Here is a 5,595-nt window from a genome sequence, read left to right on the forward strand (position 1 = left end):
ATGCAAGCCAGCTGAATGCTAAATATATTCCATCAGCTGCTGATGTTGCCGCAGGAAGTGCTGTTGTTACATTAACATCTACAGGTAATGGAAATTGTAATGCGTATTCAAAAACAAATACAATTACTTTAAATCCTAAACCAACAATTACTGGTTCTGTCCCTCAGGATTCAATCTGTAGCGGTAACTCTATTACTGCAACAACAAGTGTAACAAATACAACATCATTTGTATGGAAAACAACAGGTACAGGTACTTTCAGTACGTTAACCGGATCACCAACTATATATACTCCTTCACAGGCTGATATTGACAATGGTGGTGTAATTATCTATTCATCTACTGTTGGTTCTAATCCTTGTAAAGAAGTTGAGAAATATTTCTCAATTACAATTCTTTCTTCTCCTGCTTCATTGGTAAATGCTGGCTTTGACCAGGTTGCCTGTGCTGACAATGGCTTCTTCCCATTGAATGGTAGAGTTGGTGGTCTTGCAGGAACAGGTATATGGACAACTGCTACCGGACGTGGAGATTTCTATCCGGATGCGACAGACCTGAATCCAATCTTTGTTCCCGATCAGGCAGATATCAATGCAGGTGGTTTAACGATCACATTGACATCAACCAACAACGGGATTTGTGCTCCGAGTTTTGATGATATGCTCCTGACTATTACTCCAGCACCTACTGTAACTACTGGTACTCCATTACCTCCATTATGTGCGGACACTGCATTCATTCAATTGAATCCGACAATCACAAATGCATTGGGCGGTGAATGGTCAACAACAGGAACGGGCGTATTCTCGCCAAGTACTACCGATTTAAATGCAGTATATGTTCCTTCCGCAGCAGACAGGAAGAAAGGATCCATCGGCCTTACCTTGACTACTACCGGCAATGGAACCTGTAACTCATACTCAGACTTCCTGAATATCAAGTTAACACCTACGCCAACAATCAATATAGGCAATGATAAAACAGTCTGTGCGGATCAGCTGGTTGATTTAAGTGCTGTAATAACTGTTGCAACCGGCGTAGACTGGACATCGTCAGGTGGTGGTATCTTTACAGCACCAAGCAATAGCGTGGCAACCGCTTATCTGTTCTCAACTCCTGATACAACGAATAAAGTATTGAATATTTTTGCAAAAACCGTTTACCAGGGATTATGCAAACCAGTCTTCGATACATTAAAAGTAACAGTAAAACCAATACCTGTAGTATTGGCATCTGCTGACCAGACTATTTGCGCCGATCAAAATTCAATATCTGTAAGTTCAGTTATTGCTAATGCCGGTACCGTTGACTGGAGTACAAATGGTTCAGGATTCTTCAGTCCGAGCGGCAGTGGTTCTCCTGTTACCTACTCTGTATCTACTGCCGACAGGAGTAACGGTACAGTAAGATTATATGCAACATCTAACAATTCCGGCATATGCGGACCGCAAAAAGATAGCATTGATATCACAATTACTCCATTGCCAATTGTATCTGCTGGAGCGCCTATTATATGCGACACCCTTGCTGGTGCAACATTGACTGGTACAGTAACGAGTTCAATGACAGGAGGAGTTACCTGGACAGCATCATCCGGAGCAGGTATCTTCTCTGTTAATAACTCTACATTAAATGCTGTATATGTTCCAGGCAGAGTCGACATTGCTTCCGGACAGGTTATATTAACGCTTACGGCAAGTGGATATGGTACCTGTCAACCGGTTAGTAGTTCAGCAGTATTGTTAATTGAACCTCTGCCAATTTCAAATGCAGGTCCGGATCAGATTTCATGTATGGGAGCAAGTGTTACTGTTTCTGCCAACAACAGACAATCAGGTGTTCAGTACTCATGGACAGATGGTACCGGAACGATTGTAGCCCCTGCGAACGCTCCTACGAATACTTTCACTGTTGCAGGTCCGACCAGAAGAATATTGCTGGCAGAAGATTATAAAGGGTGTATTGTAAGAGATACTGTAGATATTACAACATTTACATTGCCGTCATTTACGTTAACTCCAAACCCGGCTTGTTATCAGGAAAATTTATTGATCCTGTCAAATCCAAGTCCTGCACCAACAGTACCTGGTTTATACCAATGGTACAACAATGGCAAAATCATGACAGGTGAAGATAAGACGTTCCTCATTGTTCCTGATACTGGTACATACAAAATCCAGTATTCATACAACAATTGTAGTTCAACAGACCAGTTACCGGTTAAACCTGTACCTGCAATCACAGCTGCGGATGTAACGGCTTGTGGAAATGCAACATTAACAGCGAGTGCTATACCAGCAAACGCAACGATTGACTGGAGCCTGAATGGAAGTCCGGTAGGCACAGGTTCTCCGATTTCAATTACTTCTGTGGCGAATGACACGATTAAATATGACATTCGTGTAACAAACCCTGCAACAGGCTGTTCAAATACAGATAGTGTATATGTAATCGGTCTGCCGATTCCGCAAATGGTTTCCCTGGATTCTACTTCATGCGTTGGTTTAACAGTCCGTTTAACGGCAAGACCAACAAATATTCCGAACCTGGATCAATTCCTGGATCTGAAATTCAATTGGAGAAAAGATGGAGGCGCAATTTTCGCAACTGATTCTACAGTCACTGTGAATTCTGTAGGCCAATATAAAGGTGCTATAGCGATCGGTCAATGTAAAGATACATCTACGAATAACATTGCATTCGCAGCGTATCCGGTCTCAACCTTACCTAGTGAATATATGTATTGTCCGGAAACGGATACAAGTGTTACACTTGATCCGGGTACAGAAGCAAATACAACCTATGTATGGAGTGATGGATTCACAGGTACACCAAACAAAGTTTCACCAAAAGTGGATAGTGTTTATAAGGTGATCATTACCAATCAGTACTTCTGTTCTATTACAGATCAGACATTGGTATATGCTATATGTGCACCAGACATTCAGGTACCAACAGCCTTCACTCCTAACCTAACCGGCAGCGGAGACCAGATTTTCAGAGGCTTTGGTAAATATGAAGTGAACTACAAATTGATGGTATTCAACAGATGGGGTGAAGTGATCTTTATTTCAAATGATAAGTTCATGGGCTGGGATGGTACATATCTAGGTCAGGAAGCGCCATCAGGTATTTACCCTTGGATCGTTACTTACGAAGGACGTGCTCAGTTTAAAGGTCCTTATAAGAAAACAGGTCAGGTAACGCTTATCAGATAAGATAATTAAGCATACATAAAAAGGCCCCGTTCCGATAGTTATCAGGACGGGGCTTTTTTTATGATTTAAAATTTAAAAACAAACTAGCTGATATATTCCCATGCAGAATGATACCCATCGTGAAATTCAATATACTCCTGCAAACCTGAATAAAATTTAGAAGATGTAAGTGTAGAAGAATCACCAACAATAATTATTTTTTTTCGTGCACGGGTAATAGCAACATTCATTCGTCTCAGATCTTTTAAGAAACCTATCTCCTGCTTGCTGTTTGAACGTACAAGACTTATAATGATAATATCTTTTTCCTGTCCCTGAAAACCATCTACTGTCTGTACCTGAATATTTTTTGACATGATATGCTGTTCTATTAGTTGCTCACGCAGATACTGAATTTGCAATTTATACGGACTTATAATTCCAATGCTTGCGTGTTTATTGGCATCAATAATTCCTGGCAACAATGTTAAAACAAGATCAGCCTCCTGCTTATTCCGGATACCAAAAGGGGCATTCAGCAATTCTTCTTCGTAACCGGTTCCGGCAGTATCTACAAACTGGACGATTGAGTCTTCATCAAGCCGGTGATCTTTGACACTGCCATGCGCCTTCAATTTATTGTCGTAAAACCATTGTGACGGGAATTGCATGATTTTTTCATTCATGCGGTATTGAATGGCCAGCATTTCTGAAATACCAGATAAAGGCATTAACTTTTCAAGCAAACTGATGGATAATCCTTTTCTGGATGCCTCGTCAGACTTGACCGTTGGAGGCAATTGTAAATGATCACCTGCCAGAACTACTTTCTTAACTTTCTGGATGGGAATCCAACACATGGGTTCCATGGTTTGTCCGGCTTCATCAAAAATAAGGGTGTCAAATTTTTCTTTACCTATTTCTTTATGCATGGATACGACCGGCGTACAGGTGATAACCTGATTTTTTATCAATACATTCTGTTGCAGAAACTGAAGTTGGTCATCCGCTTGACCGCGCAGGCTACGAGCTTCCTTTAAAATAGCCTTTCGCTGTTCACGTTCTTCCCTGTCAAAATTCCGTTTGTATTTATTTGCCATGCGGAAAAATTCTTCGGCACGTTTTTTCAATTCCTTCACCAAACCAAACTGCGCATGATTTGTTACCTGCCGGTCGAGGCAATACTGTAAATTTTGCTCGTTGATTTTTGATGGGTTTCCTAAACGAACCACGGGAAGTCCTCTGGCAGCAAGTCTTTCAGTCAATACATCTACAGCTGCATTACTTGAAGCACATACCAATATACGTTCTCCTTTTTCTACCAACGTATGTACAATCTCAACAATAGTCGTTGTCTTTCCCGTTCCGGGCGGTCCATGAATAACAGCTACATCCTGTGCCTGAATGGCTTTCTCCCAGGCTTTCAACTGAGAATCATCTAATTTTTCAGGAATTTTATATTTATCTTTTGTATTGAAAGAAGCTGCTTTCTCACCTAAAATAACATCCCGTAACCGAATAGAATCTTTGCTTAACCCATCATCTCCGGCCCAGTAATCAAGTGTCGAGAGCATCGTTTCGTAACTATGCTTATCAAACAATTTATCCATGCCTATCTTACCATCCGAAAGCCATTCCGGTGATTCATCTTTCATCAGTTGAACCGTTACCAGATTGCCCGCAGACGCGGTTATAATACCATCAATAACGTCTTCCTGATTGTTGCTATGCTGGTGGTTTGAAAAAATACGTACTTTATCTCCCGGGTAGAATATATTGGGTGTGTCCGATTCATATTTGCGCTCAATCTCAATATGGAGGCGCTCTGCAAAACCATAGTATTCACTTTTGATAAAAAGCGGATACCAGGTTATTCCGAGTTCTTTTCTTTCCTGTATGGATTGTTTGGCAAGTTCTTCTTCGTAAATTTTAGCATCCTCACTCATTTCAATTTTCAGGAGTTTTTTTATTTCCTGAAAATATTCCTTTGCTACACTCATGAATTATTTCTGTTTTTCTTCAATGGTTTTACAAAGGTCTTTATACCATGATTCACCATATTTACGGATTAGCGGACCTTTTAAAAATTTATAGATAGGAACTCCTAATTCTTTTCCATTTGAACAAGCGGGTTTACAGATGCTCCAACGGTCATAATTCAACGCATCAAACTCATCGTATTTCGTAATCCGGATAGGGTATAAATGACAGGAAATTGGCTTTTGATAATCAATTTTTTTATCCAGATATGCCTGCTCAATGCCACACTTTAAAATACCTTTCGCATCATAAATCGCATACGCACACTCCCGGTTATTACCGATTGTCGGTGTTACAGGATCTCCTTCTTCATCGGTAACAGATGTACCCTGTTTTTCAATGGTTTTGATACCTTCTT

3 protein-coding genes are annotated in these 5,595 nt (G+C 40.6%); 1 reads left to right on the forward strand and 2 read right to left on the reverse strand.

Annotated elements, in window-relative coordinates; genetic code table 11:
• Positions 1-3,218, forward strand: a 3,218-nt coding sequence (locus ACTHJT_RS10390; protein WP_440237956.1) for a gliding motility-associated C-terminal domain-containing protein, incomplete at its 5' end; no start/stop codon positions are given.
• A gap of 83 nt (positions 3,219-3,301) precedes the next feature.
• On the opposite strand, the gene ACTHJT_RS10395 is transcribed toward ACTHJT_RS10390, so the two are convergent.
• The gene (locus tag ACTHJT_RS10395) at positions 3,302-5,197 is read right to left on the reverse strand and encodes an AAA domain-containing protein (protein ID WP_440237957.1); all 1,896 of its coding nucleotides are present in this window, start codon (positions 5,195-5,197) and stop codon (positions 3,302-3,304) included.
• 3 nt (positions 5,198-5,200) lie between these two features.
• A partial coding sequence (locus ACTHJT_RS10400) for a DUF3109 family protein (RefSeq protein WP_440237958.1) occupies positions 5,201-5,595 on the reverse strand: 395 nt, incomplete at its 5' end.

Origin of the sequence: Cytophaga sp., from assembly GCF_051961495.1 — a bacterium.
Lineage (GTDB): Bacteria > Bacteroidota > Bacteroidia > Cytophagales > Cytophagaceae > Cytophaga.

Bases quoted from the DNA above. Each gene is read 5' to 3' on its own strand.
- ACTHJT_RS10395 (WP_440237957.1), bottom strand. From the start codon at position 5,197: ATGAGTGTAGCAAAGGAATATTTTCAGGAAATAAAAAAACTCCTGAAA.